Consider the following 16,844-nt stretch of genomic DNA (forward strand, 5'->3'; position numbering starts at 1 on the left):
CGCCGGACGCGCGGCTATGCGTCGCCCAGGCGCTTGATGAAGCGCACCGTGCCGTCGCTGAACCCGCAGGCCTTGTAGAACGCGTGGGCATCGGTGCGCTGCGAGCCGCTGGACAACTCCAGCCGGGCGGCGCCGCCCGCCCGCGCGCGGCGTTCGGCCTCCTTCAGCAGCTGCCGGCCGAGGCCGGTGCCGCGGGCGCCGGAGGTGACCACCAGCGCGGTGATGCGGCAGGTCACCGTGTCCAGCGGCAGGTAGTACATGAAATCCAGCGCCACCAGCCCCGACACCACGCCGCCCACGCGCGCGACCACCAGCGCCTGGCGATCGTTCTCGCCGATGGCGCGGATCCGGCGCGCGGCGTCGTTGCGGTCGCAGGGATAGCCGAGTTCGCACAGCAGGGCGGCGACGTCGTCGGCGTCGACCAGGCTGGCGCTGCGCAGGTCGGCGTCGGGCAGGCTGCCGGGATGGCCGAAATGGCCGCCGCTCATCGCGTGCCGTAGAGCACGATGGTCTTGCCGCGGGCGTGCAGCTTGCCGTCGGCCTGCAGCTTCTTCAGCACCCGCCCGGCCATCTCGCGCGAACAGCCCACCAGCCGCGCCAGTTCCTGCCGCGAGACCCGCAGCTGGGTGCCCTGCGGGTGGCTCATCGCCTCCGGCTCGCGGGTCAGGTCGTGCAGGGTGCGGGTGATGCGGTCGGTGACGTCGAGGAAGGCCAGCCGCCCGGCCTTGCGGCTGGTGTCCAGCAGCCGGCGCGAGAGCTGGGCGCCGATGGCGTACATGATCGAGGTGGCATCGTTGGCCAGGGTGCCGTCGAACAGCTGGTACAGCCGCTCGTAGCTGATCTCGGCCAGCTCGCACTGGGTGCGGGTGCGCAGGATGACTTCGCGGGTCTCGGACTCGATGAACAGGCCCATCTCGCCCACGAACTCGCCGTTGCCGAAGTAGCCCAGCACCAGTTCGCGGCCGTCGTCCTCCTCGGTGATGATGCTGACCGAGCCGCTGATGACGAAATACAGCGTCCCGGCAGGATCGCCCGGGCGGAAGACCTCGGTGCGCGGCGGATAGCGTCGCCGGTGGCAATGGGCCAGGAAGCGTTCGATGGTCGCGGGCGCGGGCGCCATCGGGTGGGCAGGGCGACGATAGCTGCTGATCAGGGCCACAGGGCTGGGATTCATGCAGGGGGGAACGGGGGAAGCGCCGAGATTAGGACGTTGGCGCCTGCGGAGCAAACGCCTTGCCCCAACGGTCACGGGCTTTGCCGCATAATTCCGCCCTTCGCCCGCCCGACCGGGGACCGTCCGACGTGGTCAAGCCGCTGCCTCGCCTGAAGCTCCAGGGCTTCAACAACCTCACCAAATCGCTCTCGTTCAACATCTACGACGTCTGCTACGCGGCGTCGGAGGAAGAGCGCCGCCGCTACATCGAGTACATCGACGAGCAGTACGACGCCGACCGGCTGACCCAGATCCTGTCCGACGTGGCCGAGATCATCGGCGCCAACATCCTCAATATCGCCCGCCAGGACTACGATCCCCAGGGGGCGTCGGTGACCATCCTCATTTCCGAGGAACCGGTGATCGACAAGAAGGATGCGGGCAAGGGGCTGATCTCCGATGCGGTGGTCGCGCACCTGGACAAGTCGCACATCACGGTTCACACCTACCCGGAGACCCACCCGGACAACGGCATCGCGACCTTCCGCGCCGACATCGACGTGTCGACCTGCGGCGTGATCTCGCCGCTGAAGGCGCTGAACTACCTGATCGAGAGCCTGGAGTCCGACATCGTGGTGATGGACTACCGGGTGCGCGGCTTCACCCGCGACATCAAGGGCAAGAAGCACTTCATCGACCACAAGATCAACTCGATCCAGGACTACCTGGCCAAGAACATCAAGTCCCGCTACGAGATGCTCGACGTCAACGTCTACCAGGAAAACATCTTCCACACCAAGATGCACCTGAAGGACTTCGACCTCGACCAGTACCTGTTCGAGGAAAAGGCGCGCAACCTCTCGTTCAAGGAACGGATGAAGATCGAGGCGCGGCTCAAGCGCGAGATCGAAGAGCTCTACCACGGCCGCAACCTGCTCGACTGACGGCCGTCGCAGTGCGGCGCTCCGCGCGGGCGCCGCCTACAGGCAGGGCCCCGCGGGATGCGGGGCCTTTCGCGTCATGGGTGCGGAGGGAGGTGGCGGGATCGCGCTGCCGGCCAATGGGGGCGCCGCCAGGTTGCCGGGATCCTGCGCTGCGCATCGGGCGATGGACCCCCGGCGCCGGTGCCGACTCGGCGGACGTCGCGGCCCGCACTGCTCACAGCCGGTAGGCGACCGTTTTCATCAGCTTCGAGGCGGCGGCCATCAGGGTCGGGATCGGCTGCGGCAGGATGCGCGCGCCGGCAAGCTCGGCGTTGTCCGCGTGGCGGGCCTCGTCCGCCTTCATCTGGCGCAGGATCTCGCGGCTGCGCTGGTCGGCGCCGGGCAGGGTCTGCAGGTGTTCGTCCAGGTGCGCCTCCACCTGGCGTTCGGTCTCGACCACGAAACCGAGGTTCCAGCCGTCGCCGCGCAGGCCGGCCAGCACGCCCAGCGCGTAGCTGCCGCCGTACCACAGGGGATTGAAGACGCTGGGGCGGCTGTCGAGCTCGCGCAGGCGGTCGGCGCACCAGGCCAGATGGTCGGTTTCCTCCTGCGCCGCCTCCAGCAGGTGGTCGCGGGTGGATGCCTCGCGCGCCACGGCGGCCTGGCCGAAATACAGGCCCTGGGCGCAGACCTCGCCGACATGGTTGATCCGCATCAGCCCGGCCGCGTGCCGACGCTCGGCCGGGTCGAGGTCGGGGAGGGGCGTGTCGCCGGCGGGGTTGGGGCGATGGGCGGCCGGCTGGCCAAGCACGGTGTCGAGCGCGCGCTGGGTCTCGACCAGGAGCCGGTCGAACCGGCCCAGCTTGCGGCGCGGGCCAGGGGCCGTGCCGGGCGCGGGGACGGACACGAGGGCGCGGGAGGGGTCGCTGGCGGGGGCGTTGGGCATGCGGGGACGGGCGCGAGGGGACGCTGCATGGTGGCGCGGCGGCGTCCCCGATGCCAGCGCCGGGACCGGTGGCTTGCGCGTCCCCGGGATGCCGGCTAGAATTCCGCTTCTTTTTCCCGCATTCCACAACGCGCGGCGACGTTCCGCGGCCGTTCCGGCCCCGCAACCAGCCCGACCAGGCACCCGCCCGGAGTCCTTTTTGATGAAGACCTTTACCGCCAAGTCCGAGACCGTCCAGCGCGACTGGTATCTCGTCGACGCCACCGGCAAGACGCTGGGCCGCCTGAGTTCGGAACTTGCGCGCCGCCTGCGCGGCAAGCACAAGCCCGTCTACACCCCGCACGTGGACACCGGCGATTACCTGATCGTGATCAACGCCGAGAAGATCACCGTGACCGGCAAGAAGCTGAGCGACAAGCTCTACCACCGCTTCACCGGCCATATCGGCAACCTCAAGACCGAGACCCTGGCCCAGGCGCTCGAGCGCCACCCGGAGCGCGTGATCGAGATCGCGGTCAAGGGCATGCTGCCGAAGAACACGCTCGGCCGCGCCATGTACCGCAAGCTCAAGGTGTACAAGGGTGCCGAGCACCCGCACGCCGCCCAGCAGCCCCAGCCCCTGGATATCTAATCGATGGCTACCACCCAGAACTACGGCACCGGCCGTCGCAAGTCCTCCACCGCCCGCGTGTTCCTGCGCAAGGGCAGCGGCAACATCACCGTCAACGGCCGTCCGCTGGACGAGTTCTTCGGCCGTGAGACCGCGCGCATGATCGTGCGCCAGCCGCTGGAGCTGACCAAGAACACCGAGAGCTTCGACATCGTGGTCACCGCCTCCGGCGGCGGCACCACCGGCCAGGCCGGTGCGATCCGCCTGGGCATCGCCCGCGCGCTGGTCGAATACGACGAGACGCTGAAGACCGACCTGCGCAAGGCCGGGTTCGTGACCCGCGACGCGCGCGAGGTCGAGCGCAAGAAGGTCGGCCTGCACAAGGCCCGCCGCGCGACCCAGTTCTCCAAGCGTTAATTCGGTTTCGACGCCACCGCGCCGCGGTGGCGTTACAATCGGTCCCATAGCCCCGTCGCCAAGCGGTAAGGCACCTGACTCTGACTCAGGCATTCGGTGGTTCGAATCCATCCGGGGCTGCCAATCGAGATGCGACAAGACCCGCTGCGGCGGGTCTTGTCGTTTCTGCGCGCCCGACGCGCATCGGCCGTTCTGCCGCGGCGCGGATCCGGCGATAATCCGCCGATGACGGTTCCCTTCCTGCCCCCCCTGTCCGATGCCGGCCACGCGCTGGATGACGTCCGCGCGCGCGGCTATGCGGTCCTGCCCGCGGAGGCGTTGGCCGGGATCGCGCGAATGCCGATCGCCGCATTCCAGGCGCTGGAAGCGGGCTGGAACGACCTGCCGTCCGACGCCTACCTGCGCGACGGCGGCCGCTACCGCAGCCGGCGCCATTCCTGCTTCGTGGTCGAGGGCGACGCGCTGCGCCAGGTGCCGCATCGCGCGCACTGGCAATCGCTGGACTACAACGCGCTGCACGGCGGCATGCTGCGCATGTTCGAACCGGTCGCGCCGGAGACCGTCGCGGCGCCGGCCTGGCCGGCGCTGATCCGCGCCCTGGCCGGGTGGTGTTCGGCACTGAAGGGCGCGCAGCCCTGGTATGTCGAGGCCCACCAGTTCCGCATCGACACCGCCGACGGCATCGGCCGGCCCACGCCCGAGGGCGCGCACCGGGACGGCGTGGATTTCGTCGCCGTGATCCTCGTGGCGCGCCACGCGATCAAGGGCGGCGAGACCCGCGTGTTCCAGGCCGACGGCCCGGACGGCCAACGCTTCACCCTGCTGCAGCCGTGGTCACTGCTGTTCCTGGACGATGCGCGGATGATCCACGAGTCGACGCCGATCCAGCCCGAGTCCGACGCGGCGCCCGGTCATCGCGACACCCTGGTCCTGACATTCCGCTCCGGCGCCTTCCAGGGCGAAGACTGACGCGTCCGCCGGAGTCACCCGCGTCTGATTGGCGCGCGTGCCCCACTTTCCCGCCGGCCGCCGCGACGATCGCACGATCGCCCTCGCCGATCGTGGCGCGACGCCAGAGACGTGGCGCTGCCGCCGCCGCAGCCCCCGGCGCGTGGTGCGCACGCACGCGCCCGGGACGAATGGTCGCAACGGTTACAATCCCGGCCTGCGGCGCGCGACGCCAGTCCGATGGAGCCCCGATGAAGCTTGGATCCCTCAAGGAGGGCGGCCGCGACGGCACCCTCGTGGTGGTGTCGCGCGACCTGTCGCGCGCGGTCCGCGCGACCGGCATCGCGCCGACGCTGCAGCGCGCGCTGGAGGACTGGAGCAACGTCGCGCCGCGGCTCAACGCCCTGGCCCAGTCGCTGGAATCGGGTGACGCCGACGGCGTGTTCGACCTGGACCAGAACGCGATGGCCGCGCCGCTGCCGCGCGCCTACGAGTTCGTCGATGGCAGCGCGTACCTGCCGCACGTGGAGCGCGTGCGCCGCGCCCGCGGCGCCGAGGTGCCCGAGAGCTTCTACACCGATCCGCTGATGTACCAGGCCACCAGCGCGGGCTTCTACGGTCCGCGCGACCCGGTGCGCGTGGTCAGCGAGGACCACGGCATCGACCTGGAGGCCGAGATCGTGGTGGTCACCGACGACGTGCCGATGGCGGTGACGCCCGAGCAGGCGGCCGGCCACATCCAGCTGGTCGGTCTGGTCAACGATGTCTCGCTGCGCAACCTGATCCCCGGCGAGCTGGCCAAGGGCTTCGGCTTCCTTCAGTCCAAGCCGCGTTCGGCGCTGAGCCCGGTGTTCGTCACGCCCGACGAACTCGGCGACGCCTGGCAGGGCAACAAGCTGCATCTGCCGCTGGTCACGCATATCAACGGCGAGTGGTTCGGTGCGCCCGAAGCCGGCGTCGACATGCAGTTCGACTTCGCCCAGCTGGTGGCGCACGCGGCCAGGACGCGGCCGCTGTCGGCCGGCACCCTCGTCGGCAGCGGTACGATCGCCAACCAGGACACCTCGAAGGGCGCCTCGTGCTTCGCCGAGCGGCGCACGGTCGAGGCGCTGGAGACCGGCAAGCCGGTGACGCCGTTCATGGCGTTCGGCGACCAGGTACGGATCGAGATGCTCGACCGCGACGGACGCAGCATCTTCGGGGCGATCGAGCAGCGGATCGAGCGCCAGGCCGCGCCCTGACGGGCGGGGGGCTGGCGCGACGAATGGCGGGCGCCGCGCGCGCGCGGCCGTCACGATAGCTGGCGATGGCACGGCCGCGCCTGCATCCGGATCGCGTTACCTGTTGGACGAGGCGTCCCGGCGAACCGGTCGCGCACTCAGGGGAACGGCGCGCCGCGTCGCTGCCGGGGGAGGCACCGCCGCGCCGATCGGTGCGGACACGATCACCGGCAGACGGGACGCCGCGGCCGGTCGAATGGCTCTAGACGACAACTGGCCCAGGGGGTGCCGGCGTGAACGAAGAACTGCGGCTGTATTCGTACTGGCGCTCCAGCGCGGCCTGCCGCGTGCGCATCGGCCTCAACCTCAAGGGGCTGGCCTACGAGACCGTGCCGGTGCACCTGCTGCGCGACGGCGGCGAGCAGTTCGCGCCCGGCTATGTCGCGACCAACCCGCAGAAGCTGGTGCCGGTGCTGCAGCACGGCCAGCGCACGTTCCGCCAGTCGCTGGCGATCCTGGAATACATCGACGAGGTCTGGCCGACGCCGCCGCTGCTGCCTGCGACCTCGCGCGAACGCCAGCGCGTGCGCGCGCTGGCGCAACTGGTCGCGGCCGATATCCACCCGCTCAACAACCTGCGGGTGCTGCGCTTCCTGGAGCAGGACTGGAACGTCCCGCAGCCCGAGCGCGACCTGTGGATCCGCCACTGGATCACCGAGGGCTTCGACGCCTTCGAGGCGCTGCTGCGCGACCATCCGGCGACCGACACCTTCTGTGACGGCCACCTGCCGACGATCGCCGACTGCTGCCTGGTGCCGCAGGTCTACAACGCGCGCCGGTTCGGTCTGGACATGGCGCGCTGGCCGACGATCGCCGCGATCGAGCAGGCCTGCCTGGAGTTGCCGGCGTTCCGCGACGCCGCCCCCGACCGCCAGCCGGATGCGCCGCAGCAGTCGTGACCCGTCGCGCGGCCTGCGCGTGCGGGCAGAGGGTGGCGATCAGTTGTGGGAAGTGCCGAACACGTCCGCGTAGGGGTCGTGTTCGCCGGTCGCGCCTTCGGACAGGCGGAACTTGAGGTCCAGGCCCTCGCGCGAATCGGCCGCGCGCAGCGCGGTCTCGCGTTCGATCCGGCCTTCCTTGTACAGCCGGTACAGGCACTGGTCGAAACTCTCGATCCCTTCCTCGAGCGATTCCTCCATCGCCTGCTTGATCTCGTGCACCTGTCCGCGGCGCAGCAGGTCGCGGATCATCGGCGTGTTGATCAGCACCTCGGTCGCCGGCAGGCGGCGGCCGTCGACGCCGACCACCAGCCGCTGCGAGACCACCGCGCGCAGGTTGAGCGCCAGGTTCATCAGCACGTTCTTGTGCGCGGCCTCGGGGAAGAAGTTGAGGATGCGCTCGATCGTCTGGTCGGCATTGTTGGAGTGCAGCGTCGCCAGGCACAGGTGGCCGGTCTCGGCGAAGGCGATCGCGGCCTCCATCGTGGTCGCGTCGAGGATCTCGCCGATCAGGATCACGTCCGGCGCCTCGCGCATCGCGTTCTTCAGCGCGTTGTGGAAGGCGTGGGTGTCCAGGCCGACCTCGCGCTGGTTGACGATCGACTTCTTGTGCCGGTGCAGGTATTCGATCGGATCCTCGATGGTGAGGATGTGGCCCGAGGTGGTCGTGTTGCGGTGATCGATCATCGCCGCCAGCGAGGTCGACTTGCCCGAGCCGGTGGAGCCGACCAGCAGTACCAGGCCGCGCGGCGCCATGATGATCTCCTTCAGCACCTCGGGCAGCTGCAGCTCCTCGATGCTGGGGATGGTGCTGCGGATCGCGCGGATCACCATGCCCACTTCACCGCGCTGCTTGAACACGTTGACGCGGAAGCGGCCGGAGTCCTGCAGCGAGATCGCCATGTTGAGCTCGAGGTCGCGCTCGAACTGCGGCACCTGGCCCTCGTCCATCAGCGAGTACGCGATCTTCTTCACCATGCCGGGGGGCAGGCCAGTGTTGCCGAGCGGATAGAGCTTGCCCTCGACCTTGATGTAGACCGGCGCGCCGGTGGTCAGGAACATGTCCGACGCGTTCTTTTCCGTCATCAGCTTCAGGAAATAGCCGATGTCCATGTACGAATCCCCAATGGCCCCCCCGGACCGTTGCGCATCCGGCGAAGGCTGCCGACAATGGCCCGCACCCGGAATCGGCACGGCCCCCCAATGGCGACAAGCTTCGCATACTTCAGGACCCCGGCGCAGGCGCTGATTGTCGGATGCGTGCTCGCGCTCACGGCTTGCGCATCCACGCCACCGCCGACCGGCGAACTCAACGCCGCGCAGCAGGCCGTGGCGCGTGCATCCGATGCCGACGCCGAGCAGTACGCGCCCGAGGACCTGCAGCGCGCGCGCAGCCTGCTGACCCAGGCGCAGGCGGCGATGGCCGAGCGCCGCGAGGCCGAGGCCCGCGACCTGGCCGTGCGCTCGGCGGCGCTCGCAGGCCTTGCGCAGGCGCGCAGCCGCGCGGCCGCCACCGATTCCGAACTCGGCCAGCGTCGTGCGGAGATCGCCGATTTGCGCCAGCGCCTGCGGATGGAGGATGCGCCGTGACTGTCTCCAGCATTGCCGCACGTGCCGGCCTGCTCGCAACCCTCGCCGTGTCCCTGATGCTGTCGTTGCCGCAGGCGCGCGCCGCGGACGACCCCGACGTGGGCCGGCTGCAGCAGCGCCTGGTGGCGCTCGATGCGGACATGGCCTTCGCGGGCATGGCCCCGCTGGAGCGGCTGCAGGCCCGGCAGGCGGTGGATGCGCTGGCCGGCGTGCGTGCGCGCCAGCGGCCGTCCGCGCTGCAGGTGGCGCAATGGCGGGTCGAGACCGCCGAGATCGCCGCACGCACTGACGCCGCCCGGCGCGAGATCGACCGCCTGGACCGCGAGCGCGCGGACCTGTTGCTCGAGGCCAGCCGCCGCGAGGCGGCCCGGGCCCGGCAGGAGGCCGAGCGGCTCCGCATCCAGACCCAGATCCAGGCCGAGGAGACCGCCCGGCTGCGCGAAACTGCAGAGGCCGAGTCGATGGCCCGCCAGGAGGCCGAAACGGTGCTCCAGGGCGTGTCCTCGCGCGAAGCCGCGCGCCTGCGCGCCGCGCGCGAGCGAGCCGCCGAGCTCAAGCGCCAGGAGGAGGAGCTGCTGCGCAGCCTGGAATCCGACGCGGCCACCCAGCCGTACTGAAGGCCGGCGCGTTTTACCTTCCGTTTCAATGACTTGCGGTAGCGAGCGTGCCGGACCTCCGGGGCTGCCGTGCGGACGATCGTGACACCGGCCGCCTGTTTTCAGATCTGTGACTCCGCACCGAACGGGGGCATGCGCGGGGGCCTTGTCGGTCCCGGATGGGAGGAGTAGGGTCGAAGCTACCGGACGGTTGCGATGTCCAACGCCGTCCGGAACCGAGCCAGACCGACCAGATGACCGAGCCGATCCACCACCAGCCCCCCGCCGCCGGCCGCCAGGCCCGCCGCGCCGGGCGTGCAGGTGGGCGCGCGGCTGGCCCCCGGTCTGCCCCAGAGACGACGCCCCGAGCCGCCCGCGGCCGGGGCGTTCGCATGTTCGCAGGAGGATTTCCATGTTCGAAGGCCAACCGCAGGCGGAACTCGACAAGCTGCTCCAGGGCCACCCCGAGTTCAAGCAGCTCTACCAGCGCCACAAGGAACTCGACAAAAAGGTGCTCGACGCCGAACTCGGCGTCCTTCCCATGGACGACACCACCCTGGCCCAGATGAAGCGCGAGAAGCTCGCCGCCAAGGACCGCCTGACCCGGCTTTACGACACGCTTCCCCACTGATCCGCTTTCCCGAAGTCACGGGCGGCGGCGGCCATCCTCGTCGGTCGCCGTCGCCCGTGTGCTGTCTGTCCGCGCCGCGCCAGCGGCGGACCTGTCGCCCGATGCGATAATCGCCGTTCCTCCGGCTGCATCACGAGCGCGCATGACCATCCACGCCTCCGTCCTCGAGCTGATCGCCGAGACCCCGATCGTGCGCGCGCAGCGCCTGGATGCCGGCCCCTGCGAGCTGTATTTCAAGCTCGAGAGCCAGAATCCCGGCGGCTCGATCAAGGACCGGATCGGCCTGAAGATGATCGAGGCCGCCGAGGCGCGCGGCGACCTGAAGCCCGGCGCGACCCTGGTCGAGGGCACTGCCGGCAATACCGGCATCGGCCTGGCCCTGGTCGCCCAGCAGAAGGGCTACCGCCTGGTGCTGGTGGTGCCGGACAAGATGAGCCGGGAGAAGATCTTCAACCTCAAGGCCATGGGGGCGGAGGTGGTGCTGACCCGCTCGGACGTGGCCAAGGGCCACCCCGAGTACTACCAGGACCTGGCCGAGCGCATCGCGCGCGAAACGCCGGGCGCGTACTTCGTCAACCAGTTCGGCAACCCCGACAACCCGGCCGCGCACGAGCACGGCACCGGGCCGGAGATCCTGCGCCAAATGGCGGAGGTCGGCGGCCTGGACGCGGTGGTGTTCGGCTGCGGCAGCTCCGGGACCATGACCGGCCTGTCGCGCTGTTTCGCCGAGCACGCCCCGGACGTGGAACTGGTGCTGGCCGACCCGGTGGGCTCGATCCTGGCCGAATACATCAACGACGGCGTGCTCAGCGATAAGTCCGCCAGCTGGATGGTGGAAGGCATCGGCGAGGACTTCCTGCCGTCGATCTCGGACTTCAGCCGGGTGAAGAAGGCCTACGCCATTCCCGACAAGGAGAGCTTCCTGGCGGCGCGCGAGCTGCTGCGTACCGAAGGCATCTTCGGCGGCTCCTCGACCGGCACCCTGCTGGCCGCGGCGCTGCGCTACTGCCGCGAGCAGACCGCGCCGAAGAAGGTGCTGGTGTTCGTCTGCGACACCGGCAACAAATACCTGAGCAAGCTGTACAACGACTACTGGATGCTGGACAACGGCTTCATCGAGCGCGAGCAGCACGGCGACCTGCGCGACCTGATCCTGCGGCCATACTCCCAGCGCGATACCGTGGTGCTGGCCCCGGGCGACCTGCTGGTGACCGCCTACCAGCGCATGAAGCTCTACGAGATCTCGCAGCTGCCGGTGATGGACGGCGACCGGATCGTCGGCATCCTCGACGAGAGCGACGTGCTGCTGCACGTCTACGGCGACGAGGCGAAATTCCGCGACCCGGTGTCCACCGCGATGGTCCGCAAGCTCGACATCCTGGACGTGAAATCGCCGGTCGAGTCGCTGCTGCCGGTGTTCGACCGCGGGCACGTGGCGATCGTGGTGGACGGGCCCCGGTTCCTGGGCCTGATCACGCGGATCGACCTGCTGAACTGGCTGCGACGCCGCGTTCACTGAACGGCCGGCGCGGACGGGGGCGATGGTAGAATCCCGGCCCCGGATTCCAGTGGATTCAGCGATATGACGGACCCCCGCGAGGCGGTCGACACGGCGGCGTGGGGGCTCGGAACCAAGGCGATCCACGCCGGCCAGGCGCACGACCCCTCGACCGGGGCGGTGATGCCGCCGATCTACGCCACCAGCACCTACGCCCAGTCCAGCCCGGGCGTGCACCAGGGGTTCGAGTACTCGCGCACCCACAACCCGACCCGCTTCGCGTGGGAGCGCGGCGTCGCGGGCCTCGAAGGCGGCAACCGCGGCTTCGCGTTCGCTTCGGGCATGGCGGCCACCGCCACGCTACTGGAACTGCTGGACAGTGGCGACCACGTCGTGGCGATGGACGACCTGTACGGCGGCAGCTTCCGCCTGTTCGAGCGGGTCCGCCGCCGCAGCGCGGGGCTGGACTTCAGCTACGTCGACATGACCGACCTGGCCGCGTTCGAGGCCGCGCTCACGCCGAAGACGAAGCTGGTGTGGATCGAGACCCCGACCAACCCGCTGCTCAAGATCGTCGACATCGCCGCGGTGGCCGACATCGCCCATCGCCATGGCGCGAAGGTGGTGGTCGACAACACGTTCGCCTCGCCCATGCTGCAGCGGCCGCTCGAGCACGGCGCCGACATCGTGATGCATTCTGCGACCAAGTACCTCAACGGGCACTCGGACATGGTGGGCGGGATCGCCGTGGTCGGCGACGACGAGGCGCTCGCGGAGCAGGTGGCGTTCCTGCAGAACTCCTGCGGCGCCGTGCAGGGCCCGTTCGACAGCTTCCTCGCCCTGCGCGGGCTCAAGACCCTGCACCTGCGCATGAAGGCCCACTGCGAGAACGCGCAGGCGTTGGCCGAATTCCTGCAGGCGCACGACGCGGTAGAGGGCGTGATCTACCCGGGCCTGCCTTCGCATCGGCAGCACGAACTCGCGAAGCGGCAGATGGACGGCTTCGGCGGCATCGTCTCGGTGCGCCTCAAGGGCGGTTTCGAGGCCGCGAAGCGCTTCTGCGAACGCACCCGGCTGTTCACCCTGGCCGAATCGCTCGGCGGCGTGGAGAGCCTGGTCAACCACCCGGCGGTGATGACGCATGCGTCGATCCCCCCAGAGAACCGCGCGCGCCTCGGCATCGATGACGGGCTGGTGCGGTTGAGTGTGGGGGTGGAGGGTCTGGATGACCTTCGAGCCGATCTCGGACAGGCACTTGCCGCATGAGCCGTTCGCTATTCGAGGATTACCGTAACAGCTTGCGACATCCGGAGTTCTGGGCGTATTCCAGCTGGCTCGACATCGCGACACGGCACCGGCGGACACGGCTCGGCTTCCTGTGGTTCCTTGTGCCGACGATCGCCTTCCTGCTGGTGCTGGGCAACGTCTATTCCCAGCTGATGGGCTACCCGCGCGAGGAATACCTGCCGTACCTGGGCGTGGGATTCGTGGTATGGCGGTTCATGCTCCAGATCGTGAACGAGGCTGTGGCCGCGATGACCTCGCACAAGGCGTTCATCATGGACGGCCGTACACGGCTGACCGATTTCGTGCTCCGCTCCTTCGCGAAGGCCGCGTACATGCTGCTGTTCGGCATGATCGTCGTGATGGGCATCCTGATGTGGTCTCCATCGATGCATGTGTACAACGTGCTGACGCTGGTGGCGACCTTGCCGATCCTGCTGCTCAACCTGTCCTGGATCGCCGTCTGCCTGGCCTTGCTGGGCGCCAGGTTCCGCGACATGCACGAGATCATGGGCACGATCCTCATCGTCGCTTTCCTGATCACACCTGTCCTCTGGACCGTTGAGCGTTTCCCTCCCGACACGCTGCGCGGCACCCTCGTGCGCCTCAACCCCGCCTTCCACATGATCGACGTGGTCCGCGCCCCGGTTCTGGGGCAGATGCCCGAAGCGACGTCGTTCGTGTTCGTGGGTGTCCTCGCGCTGGTGGGGTGGCCGGTCGCAGCGCTGCTGTACCGCCGCTATGCCCGTTTCGTTCCGATCTGGGTCTGACGATGAGCAGCCACATCATCGCGAGCGACCTGGGGCTCGACATTCCCCATTTCCTGCAGGACGTGCCGATCCAGCAGTCGCTGTACACGACGCTGGTGCGGGCGCCGTTCACCCGTCCCCGGCGCGAATACAGGACGCTCCTGTCCGGTCTCAGTTTCGAGATCCGGCAGGGGGAGCGCGTCGCGATCCTCGGGCGCAACGGCGCGGGGAAGACGACGCTGCTCCGGGTCCTGACGGGCGCTTTCGAACCGACGCACGGCTCGCTCGACATCCAGGGCTCCCGGCAGGCATTGCTCAACCTGGGCCTGGGCTTCAACTCCGAGGCGACGGTGCAGGAGAACATCTACCTGCGTGCCATCGCGATGGGAATGCGCGGCGCCGAGATCCGCGACGTGGTCGTGCCGGTACTCGAATTCTCCGAACTGGCGGACGTCGCCAACCACCGGCTGGCGACGCTGTCGTCCGGCCAGCGCATGCGGCTTGGATTCGCGATCTCGACCGCGGTCCAGCACGACATCATGCTGCTGGACGAATGGATCGGCGCCGGCGACGCGGGATTCGTGGAGAAGGCGAAGCAACGCATGACCAGCCGGGTGGACGGGAGCAAGATCGTGGTGCTCGCCAGCCACAATTTCCCCCTGCTGCGCAAGGTGTGCACCCGCGGCATCGTCATCGATCACGGCCGCATGGTGTATGCCGGCGAGATCGAGGACTCGATCAAGGAATACAAGAAGATCTACCAGGTCGACCCTGTGTATATCGCCAACAAGACGGGCCAATGACAGTCAAGGAGTTCCCCAGTTCATGACTCTAGGCAAGAAGCGGATCCTCTGCGTCGCCGGAACCCGGCCGGAGGCCATCAAGATGGCGCCGGTCATCCTCGCGTTGCGGGAGGCGCCATGGGCGGAGGTACGCGTGCTGGCCACCGCGCAGCACCGGCAGATGCTCGACCAGGTGATGCAGGTGTTCGGGATCAGCCCCGACATTGACCTGGACATCATGCGTCCCAATCAGTCGTTGCCGGAGCTGACGGCCCGGCTGCTGGCCGAACTCGACACCGTGCTGGCGAGCGAGCAGCCCGACGTGGTGCTGGTGCAGGGCGACACGACCACAGTCATGGCGACCGCGATGGCGGCATTCTATCGCCGCATCGACGTCGGCCACGTCGAGGCGGGCCTGCGGACGGGGGACCTCCAGAATCCGTTCCCCGAGGAGATGAACCGCGTGGTGGCCGGACGCCTCTCGCGCTGGCACTTCGCGCCAACGGAGGGCTCGCGGCAGAACCTGCTGCGGGAAGGGTTCGATCCGACGGCGATCCACGTCACCGGGAACACGGTGATCGATGCGCTGAAGAACGTCGTGGCGCGGGATCTTCCGCGACCGGAGGGCATCGATCCCGGGAAGCGGCTGGTGCTGGTGACCGCGCATCGCCGCGAAAACTTCGGTGAGCCGTTCCGGGAAGTGTGTCGCGCGGTGCGGGAGATCGCCGACCGGCACGAGGACATCAACATCCTGTATCCGGTGCATCCGAATCCGAACGTCCACGACGTGGCGCATGCGACCTTGGGCGACCATCCGCGCATCCGTCTCTGCAGCCCGCTGGACTACCTTCCGTTCGTTTCCGCGATGAAGCACGCCGACCTCGTGCTCACCGACTCCGGCGGAGTGCAGGAGGAGGCGCCGGCGCTGGCCAAGCCCGTGCTGGTGATGCGCCGGGAGACCGAGCGTCCCGAGGCGGTGGCGGAAGGCGTCGTGAAGCTGGTCGGGACGGATTTCGACTCGATCGTCGGCGAAGCGGACCGGCTGCTTCGCGATCCCGATGCGTACCGGGCGATGGCCAAGGGCGTCTCGCCGTACGGCGACGGCCTCGCGGCATCGCGGATCTTGTCGATCCTGTCTGCCGACCTGCTCGACCGATGAGCGGCCCGGGCCGCGAAGCGCATGAACAATCCAGAGGGTGGTGAGCACGTGAGTATCCAGCAAGCGGGGCATGAACCCGACGGCGGGCGGTTGCGGACAGTGGCGGTGGTCGGCCTGGGATACATCGGCCTGCCGACGGCGGCCATGTTCGCCGCGAGCGGCAAGCAGGTCGTCGGCATCGACATCAGCCAGCGGGCGGTCGACGCGGTGAATGCGGGCAAGCCGCACATCGAGGAAGGCGACCTCGACGCGCTGGTGGAGCGCTGCGTGGCCTCTGGCCACCTCCGCGCCACCACGGAGCCGGTGCCGGCGGACGCGTTCGTCATCGCGGTGCCGACGCCGGTGGGGGCCGCGCCGGGCCACCAGCCCGACGTGAGCTACGTCGAAGCGGCTGGACGCTCCATCGCGCCGGTCCTCAAGCGCGGCGACCTGATCATCCTCGAGTCCACCTCGCCGGTGGGCACGACCGAGCGGCTGTCGCGGCTCCTGGCCGAAGCGCGCCCCGACCTGCGGTTCCCGCACCAGGCCGGTGCACAGCCGGACATCCACCTGGCGTATTGTCCCGAACGCATCATTCCGGGCAACATGCTCCGGGAACTGGTCGAGAACGACCGCATCATCGGCGGAATGACGGCGGACTGCACCGCCCTCGCCACCGGCCTCTACCAGGCGTTCGTGCGCGGCCAGTGCCTGGCCGCGGACGCGAAGACCGCCGAGATGGTGAAGCTGACGGAGAACGCCTTCCGTGACGTCAACATCGCGTTCGCCAACGAGCTGTCGATGGTGTGTGGCGACGCGGGCGTCGATGCATGGGAGGTCATCGCACTGGCGAACCGCCACCCCCGCGTCAACATCCTTCGCCCTGGACCGGGCGTCGGTGGACACTGCATCGCGGTCGACCCTTGGTTCATCGTCGCGCAAGCGCCCGAACGCGCTCGCCTGATGCGCACGGCGCGCGAGGTCAACGACGCCAAGCCGCATTACGTGCTCGACCAGGCGCGGGCGCTCCTCGACGCCGATCCCGAGGCCACGCTGGTGTGCCTGGGGCTTTCGTACAAGCCGGACGTCGACGACTTCAGGGAGAGCCCGTCGCTGGAGATCGCTTGCATGCTCACGGACGAGTATCCCGGGCGCATCCTCTGCAGCGACCCCTACGCCGAGGCGTTGGATGGCGCCGTGGTCGCCGCGCATTCCCTCCAGATCCGGCCGCACTCGGAGGCGATCGCCGCGGCCTCGATCGTCCTGGTGCTGGTCGGGCACACCGCCTTCCGGGTCCACCCGCGCCCCGACGGCAAGCAGCTGCTCGATGCGGCCGGGTTCTGGGTCTGAGCGTTCCGATC

19 protein-coding genes and 1 tRNA gene are annotated in these 16,844 nt (G+C 69.0%); 16 read left to right on the plus strand and 4 right to left on the minus strand.

Going from position 1 to position 16,844, the window contains the following annotated elements; translation table 11 throughout:
* Window positions 1-14: 14 nt before the first annotated feature.
* Window positions 15-488: a GNAT family N-acetyltransferase gene (locus QFW80_RS14880; protein WP_280602760.1), complete on the minus strand. Its 474-nt coding sequence runs from the start codon at window positions 486-488 to the stop codon at window positions 15-17.
* Window positions 485-1,120 carry a cAMP-activated global transcriptional regulator CRP gene (gene crp, locus QFW80_RS14885; protein WP_425603598.1) on the minus strand — a complete coding sequence of 212 codons (636 nt, stop codon included), beginning with the start codon at window positions 1,118-1,120 and terminating at the stop codon, window positions 485-487. Before crp ends, QFW80_RS14880 begins: the two co-directional genes overlap by 4 nt.
* A gap of 182 nt (window positions 1,121-1,302) precedes the next feature.
* Here crp and speD point away from each other — a divergent pair, with 182 nt between their 5' ends.
* Window positions 1,303-2,097: an adenosylmethionine decarboxylase gene (gene speD / locus QFW80_RS14890; protein WP_280602762.1), complete on the plus strand. Its 795-nt coding sequence runs from the start codon at window positions 1,303-1,305 to the stop codon at window positions 2,095-2,097.
* A 214-nt stretch (window positions 2,098-2,311) separates the two neighbouring features.
* Here the strand turns inward: speD and coq7 are convergent, their stop codons facing one another.
* Window positions 2,312-3,022, minus strand: a complete 711-nt coding sequence (gene coq7, locus QFW80_RS14895; RefSeq protein WP_280602763.1) for a 2-polyprenyl-3-methyl-6-methoxy-1,4-benzoquinone monooxygenase — start codon at window positions 3,020-3,022, stop codon at window positions 2,312-2,314.
* Between the two features lie 202 nt (window positions 3,023-3,224).
* On the opposite strand from coq7, the gene rplM reads away from it, so the two are divergent.
* The 6 genes from rplM (at window position 3,225) to maiA (ending at window position 7,176) form a co-directional block, all read left to right on the plus strand.
* Window positions 3,225-3,653 carry a 50S ribosomal protein L13 gene (gene rplM / locus QFW80_RS14900; protein WP_280580204.1) on the plus strand — a complete coding sequence of 143 codons (429 nt, stop codon included), beginning with the start codon at window positions 3,225-3,227 and terminating at the stop codon, window positions 3,651-3,653.
* A gap of 3 nt (window positions 3,654-3,656) precedes the next feature.
* Window positions 3,657-4,049, plus strand: coding sequence for a 30S ribosomal protein S9 (rpsI, locus tag QFW80_RS14905; protein WP_280602764.1), 393 nt, complete (start codon window positions 3,657-3,659; stop codon window positions 4,047-4,049).
* A 48-nt stretch (window positions 4,050-4,097) separates the two neighbouring features.
* Window positions 4,098-4,172, plus strand: a tRNA-Gln gene (locus QFW80_RS14910).
* Between the two features lie 102 nt (window positions 4,173-4,274).
* The gene (locus QFW80_RS14915) at window positions 4,275-5,018 is read left to right on the plus strand and encodes a 2OG-Fe dioxygenase family protein (RefSeq protein WP_280602765.1); all 744 of its coding nucleotides are present in this window, start codon (window positions 4,275-4,277) and stop codon (window positions 5,016-5,018) included.
* A 230-nt stretch (window positions 5,019-5,248) separates the two neighbouring features.
* Window positions 5,249-6,238 (plus strand): fumarylacetoacetate hydrolase family protein, encoded by a 990-nt coding sequence (locus QFW80_RS14920; RefSeq protein WP_280602766.1) that lies wholly within the window; start codon window positions 5,249-5,251, stop codon window positions 6,236-6,238.
* Window positions 6,239-6,510: 272 nt separating this feature from the next.
* Complete coding sequence (maiA, locus tag QFW80_RS14925; RefSeq protein WP_280602767.1) at window positions 6,511-7,176, plus strand: maleylacetoacetate isomerase; 666 nt, start codon at window positions 6,511-6,513, stop codon at window positions 7,174-7,176.
* Window positions 7,177-7,215: 39 nt separating this feature from the next.
* Here the strand turns inward: maiA and QFW80_RS14930 are convergent, their stop codons facing one another.
* Window positions 7,216-8,328 carry a PilT/PilU family type 4a pilus ATPase gene (locus tag QFW80_RS14930; protein WP_280602768.1) on the minus strand — a complete coding sequence of 371 codons (1,113 nt, stop codon included), beginning with the start codon at window positions 8,326-8,328 and terminating at the stop codon, window positions 7,216-7,218.
* 90 nt (window positions 8,329-8,418) lie between these two features.
* Here QFW80_RS14930 and QFW80_RS14935 point away from each other — a divergent pair, with 90 nt between their 5' ends.
* From QFW80_RS14935 to wecC, 9 genes are all read left to right on the plus strand, one after another.
* A complete protein-coding gene (locus QFW80_RS14935) occupies window positions 8,419-8,805 on the plus strand; it encodes a DUF4398 domain-containing protein (RefSeq protein WP_280602769.1) in 387 nt (128 codons plus the stop codon).
* On the plus strand, window positions 8,802-9,422 hold the full coding sequence (locus tag QFW80_RS14940) for a hypothetical protein (protein ID WP_280602770.1): 621 nt from the start codon (window positions 8,802-8,804) through the stop codon (window positions 9,420-9,422). Before QFW80_RS14935 ends, QFW80_RS14940 begins: the two co-directional genes overlap by 4 nt.
* 391 nt (window positions 9,423-9,813) lie before the next feature.
* Window positions 9,814-10,032 carry an HP1242/YdcH family protein gene (locus tag QFW80_RS14945; RefSeq protein WP_280602771.1) on the plus strand — a complete coding sequence of 73 codons (219 nt, stop codon included), beginning with the start codon at window positions 9,814-9,816 and terminating at the stop codon, window positions 10,030-10,032.
* Between the two features lie 142 nt (window positions 10,033-10,174).
* The gene (locus QFW80_RS14950; RefSeq protein WP_280602772.1) at window positions 10,175-11,551 is read left to right on the plus strand and encodes a pyridoxal-phosphate dependent enzyme; all 1,377 of its coding nucleotides are present in this window, start codon (window positions 10,175-10,177) and stop codon (window positions 11,549-11,551) included.
* Between the two features lie 63 nt (window positions 11,552-11,614).
* Window positions 11,615-12,796 carry a cystathionine gamma-synthase gene (locus QFW80_RS14955; RefSeq protein ID WP_280602773.1) on the plus strand — a complete coding sequence of 394 codons (1,182 nt, stop codon included), beginning with the start codon at window positions 11,615-11,617 and terminating at the stop codon, window positions 12,794-12,796.
* Window positions 12,793-13,584 carry an ABC transporter permease gene (locus QFW80_RS14960; RefSeq protein WP_280602774.1) on the plus strand — a complete coding sequence of 264 codons (792 nt, stop codon included), beginning with the start codon at window positions 12,793-12,795 and terminating at the stop codon, window positions 13,582-13,584. Before QFW80_RS14955 ends, QFW80_RS14960 begins: the two co-directional genes overlap by 4 nt.
* Window positions 13,585-13,586: 2 nt before the next feature.
* The gene (locus QFW80_RS14965; protein ID WP_280602775.1) at window positions 13,587-14,366 is read left to right on the plus strand and encodes an ABC transporter ATP-binding protein; all 780 of its coding nucleotides are present in this window, start codon (window positions 13,587-13,589) and stop codon (window positions 14,364-14,366) included.
* 22 nt (window positions 14,367-14,388) lie between these two features.
* The gene (gene wecB, locus QFW80_RS14970; RefSeq protein WP_280602776.1) at window positions 14,389-15,504 is read left to right on the plus strand and encodes a non-hydrolyzing UDP-N-acetylglucosamine 2-epimerase; all 1,116 of its coding nucleotides are present in this window, start codon (window positions 14,389-14,391) and stop codon (window positions 15,502-15,504) included.
* 48 nt (window positions 15,505-15,552) lie between these two features.
* Window positions 15,553-16,833 carry a UDP-N-acetyl-D-mannosamine dehydrogenase gene (wecC, locus tag QFW80_RS14975; RefSeq protein ID WP_280602777.1) on the plus strand — a complete coding sequence of 427 codons (1,281 nt, stop codon included), beginning with the start codon at window positions 15,553-15,555 and terminating at the stop codon, window positions 16,831-16,833.
* Window positions 16,834-16,844 lie beyond the last annotated feature (11 nt).

This window comes from Luteimonas rhizosphaericola (assembly GCF_029888045.1).
Classification (GTDB): Bacteria; Pseudomonadota; Gammaproteobacteria; order Xanthomonadales; family Xanthomonadaceae; genus Luteimonas; species Luteimonas rhizosphaericola.

What these genes read in the sequence shown, in the direction of transcription:
- QFW80_RS14880 (WP_280602760.1), bottom strand. Translation starts at nt 488, where the DNA reads ATGAGCGGCGGCCATTTCGGCCATCCCGGCAGCCTGCCCGACGCCGAC.
- crp (WP_425603598.1), bottom strand. Translation starts at nt 1,120, where the DNA reads ATGGCGCCCGCGCCCGCGACCATCGAACGCTTCCTGGCCCATTGCCAC.
- coq7 (WP_280602763.1), bottom strand. Translation starts at nt 3,022, where the DNA reads ATGCCCAACGCCCCCGCCAGCGACCCCTCCCGCGCCCTCGTGTCCGTC.
- rplM (WP_280580204.1), top strand. Translation starts at nt 3,225, where the DNA reads ATGAAGACCTTTACCGCCAAGTCCGAGACCGTCCAGCGCGACTGGTAT.
- rpsI (WP_280602764.1), top strand. Translation starts at nt 3,657, where the DNA reads ATGGCTACCACCCAGAACTACGGCACCGGCCGTCGCAAGTCCTCCACC.
- QFW80_RS14915 (WP_280602765.1), top strand. Translation starts at nt 4,275, where the DNA reads ATGACGGTTCCCTTCCTGCCCCCCCTGTCCGATGCCGGCCACGCGCTG.
- QFW80_RS14920 (WP_280602766.1), top strand. Translation starts at nt 5,249, where the DNA reads ATGAAGCTTGGATCCCTCAAGGAGGGCGGCCGCGACGGCACCCTCGTG.
- QFW80_RS14930 (WP_280602768.1), bottom strand. Translation starts at nt 8,328, where the DNA reads ATGGACATCGGCTATTTCCTGAAGCTGATGACGGAAAAGAACGCGTCG.
- QFW80_RS14935 (WP_280602769.1), top strand. Translation starts at nt 8,419, where the DNA reads ATGGCGACAAGCTTCGCATACTTCAGGACCCCGGCGCAGGCGCTGATT.
- QFW80_RS14945 (WP_280602771.1), top strand. Translation starts at nt 9,814, where the DNA reads ATGTTCGAAGGCCAACCGCAGGCGGAACTCGACAAGCTGCTCCAGGGC.
- QFW80_RS14950 (WP_280602772.1), top strand. Translation starts at nt 10,175, where the DNA reads ATGACCATCCACGCCTCCGTCCTCGAGCTGATCGCCGAGACCCCGATC.
- QFW80_RS14955 (WP_280602773.1), top strand. Translation starts at nt 11,615, where the DNA reads ATGACGGACCCCCGCGAGGCGGTCGACACGGCGGCGTGGGGGCTCGGA.
- QFW80_RS14960 (WP_280602774.1), top strand. Translation starts at nt 12,793, where the DNA reads ATGAGCCGTTCGCTATTCGAGGATTACCGTAACAGCTTGCGACATCCG.
- QFW80_RS14965 (WP_280602775.1), top strand. Translation starts at nt 13,587, where the DNA reads ATGAGCAGCCACATCATCGCGAGCGACCTGGGGCTCGACATTCCCCAT.
- wecB (WP_280602776.1), top strand. Translation starts at nt 14,389, where the DNA reads ATGACTCTAGGCAAGAAGCGGATCCTCTGCGTCGCCGGAACCCGGCCG.